Annotated in this window: 3 protein-coding genes; all 3 read left to right on the top strand. The window is 50.7% G+C overall.

Annotated features, from left to right (window positions below; all coding sequences use genetic code 11):
• Positions 1-139: 139 nt before the first annotated feature.
• Positions 140-1,111 carry a LysR family transcriptional regulator gene (locus tag E1189_RS02170; protein ID WP_196221065.1) on the top strand — a complete coding sequence of 324 codons (972 nt, stop codon included), beginning with the start codon at positions 140-142 and terminating at the stop codon, positions 1,109-1,111.
• Between the two features lie 140 nt (positions 1,112-1,251).
• Positions 1,252-2,079, top strand: coding sequence for a UTP--glucose-1-phosphate uridylyltransferase GalU (gene galU, locus E1189_RS02165; RefSeq protein ID WP_329601877.1), 828 nt, complete (start codon positions 1,252-1,254; stop codon positions 2,077-2,079).
• Positions 2,080-2,182: 103 nt separating this feature from the next.
• Positions 2,183-2,632 (top strand): hypothetical protein (locus E1189_RS02160; protein WP_230460035.1); only part of this gene is annotated, 450 nt, incomplete at its 3' end.

Genomic DNA, 2,632 nt, shown 5'->3' with positions numbered 1-2,632 from the left:
TTTTTTTTCAATAAATACGTAACTGCCGCCAACATATCACACCACTCGAATAGTAATAATGCGTCTTTGTACGCATATTCCCGCACTTGCCCCATTTGTAAAATTCAACGAAATCAAACAAAAGCGGTCATTGTCGTGTATGGCTAGCCTTGAAATACAACAGAATCATATCGCCCAGCTTTCCAGGGTTAACCTTAACCTGTTGCCTCATCTGGATATGCTGCTGGTAACGGCCTCCGTTTCAAAAGCGGCCCGTTTGATGTGCGTGGCTCAGTCCACCATGAGTAAAGCGCTGTCTCAGCTGCGGGATTTTTTTAATGACCCGCTACTGGTTCGCCGGGGCAATCACTCCATCCTTACTGATAAGGCCATTGCCCTGCAGAGACCTGTGCGCCAGTTAATGGAAAGTGTGGTCACCCTGCTGGACAACCATAACGAAACGCCAGCCACCAGCACACGTACATTTAATATTGCTCTTGGCCCCATGGCGATGGATCTTGTAATGCCCAGGCTTGTGAGCGCCCTCCACGCTCAGGCTCCCAATATCAAACTGCACTGCCAGATGGCCTGCGGAGAAGTTCAGGATAGCCTGGTAAAGGGTGAGTTCAGCCTTACTGTATGTACCATGCAGGAGGCCTCCGAGCCCATGCTGAATTATCACAGCTATTCCAATAGCTTCGGCTTTGGCCTGCTGATGGATGTCGATCACCCTCTTGCTCAGAAGGAGCAAATCACCCCGGACGATTTGAGTGCTTACTCCTACGTACAGGTGATGGGCGGGTTCAGTAACTGCCAGGCCGTGAAAAATTTTCTGGACGAACTGAATCTCAAACCGGAGATTCGCTACTCCTTCCCGAATCTGGGAGCCATGACCAGTGCACTGGAGGGTAGTCAGCTGCTGACGCTGATTCCCAGCAATCTCAAGTATCAGACCAAAGGCACCAGCCTGACCATGAAAACCCTGCCCAATCAGGCGCCTGACCTGAATTTCTGCATGGCGTGGCCAGATCACTGGGAGTACAACCGTATTCACCGCTGGTTCCGGGAGCTGATTGATCGGATTGTTTGCGAGGTGGCCAAGCCTTATCTGGATTTAACGCCTTTACCATAGGGCGTTACTCCTTCAACTACATCATCTGACAGAGTTCGAAGATTTGGAAAGCAACTGGCATTTATTCTGCTTATAATATCGGGCACTCCATTGTGCAAACACTTTCTGCTGAACAAGTCGGACAAGGAAGCAACGTTGTGATACTTGATAAATGCCTCTTTCCTGTGGCCGGATACGGAACCCGATTTCTGCCTGCTACCAAATCCATGCCCAAGGAAATGATGCCTGTCGTCGACAAGCCCCTCATTCAGTATGCCGTTGAAGAGGCTATGAACGCAGGCGTGCAGGACATGGGCTTTGTGACCGGTCGAACCAAACGAGCCATTGAAGACCACTTCGATATCAATTATGAGCTGGAAAAGGAAATTGCCGGCAGCGGTAAAGAGCAGCGCCTGTCCAGCATCCGTGAGCTGATGGCGGCCTGCAACTTCAGTTATACCCGTCAAAAACAGATGCAAGGTCTTGGCCATGCCATCCTCACCGGTAAAACTCTGATAGGCGACAACCCCTTTGGTGTGATCCTCGCCGACGACCTGTGTATTAACCCGGAAGGTCAGGGCGTTCTGGCGCAGATGGCAACGCTGTTCAACCAGTTCCGTTGCACAATTGTAGCCGTAGAAGAAGTGCCTGAAGATGAAATTCACAAGTATGGTGTGATTGCTGGCGAGAACATCAGTGACGACATTATTCGCGTGACCGATATGGTAGAAAAGCCCGCCAGAGAAGATGCGCCAAGCAATCTGGCGGTGATTGGTCGCTATATCCTCACTCCCGATATTTTCGATATTCTCGAAAACACACCACCCGGCAAGAACGGCGAAGTGCAGATCACCGATGCTATTCTCACCCAGGCCAGGCAGGGCTGTGTGCTGGCTTATCGCTTTAAGGGCCATCGGTTTGATTGCGGTAGTGTACCCGGCTTTATTCAGGCGACGAACTACGCTTACGAAAATCTATTCAAAGGCTAATCAAGTCGACCCTTCACTTTTATAGGTGGAGGGTTTAGCAAAATCCGCCATCACCACCTACTTTGTAGTCTACTGCTGATCGTCACCTCAGATGGTTTGGATAATGTCTGTTCATAGTCGTTTTATCCCTGCATTACTTCTTATTGTATCGCCACTCTTCAGTCTCTCAGCCACGGCAGATGAAACCGAAGCAACTGCAAACCCACCAGCCAGTGCAATGGCTGTTGAGGCTGCGCCTCCCCCAAACACTCCCCCGGCAGATGAAACCGAAGCAACTGCAAACCCACCAGCCAGTGCAATGGCTGTTGAGGCTGTGCTTCCCTTAAATGTTTCCCTTGCAGATGAAACCGAAGCAACTGCAACCCCACCAGACAGTGCAGTGGCTGTTGAGGCTGCGCCTCCCTCAAATGTTCCCCCTGCAGATGAAACCGAAGCAACTGCAACCCCACCAGACAGTGCAATAGCTGTTGAGGCTGTGCTTCCCTTAAACGTTTCCCTTGCAGATGAAACCGAAGCAACCGCTACCCCACCAGACAGTGCAATAGCTGTTGAG

The sequence above is a fragment of the Parendozoicomonas verongulae genome (assembly GCF_009711465.1).
Lineage (GTDB): Bacteria > Pseudomonadota > Gammaproteobacteria > Pseudomonadales > Endozoicomonadaceae > Sansalvadorimonas > Sansalvadorimonas verongulae.
Note: the sequence above shows the minus strand (reverse complement) of the source record. Positions and strands in the feature narration are given on the sequence as shown.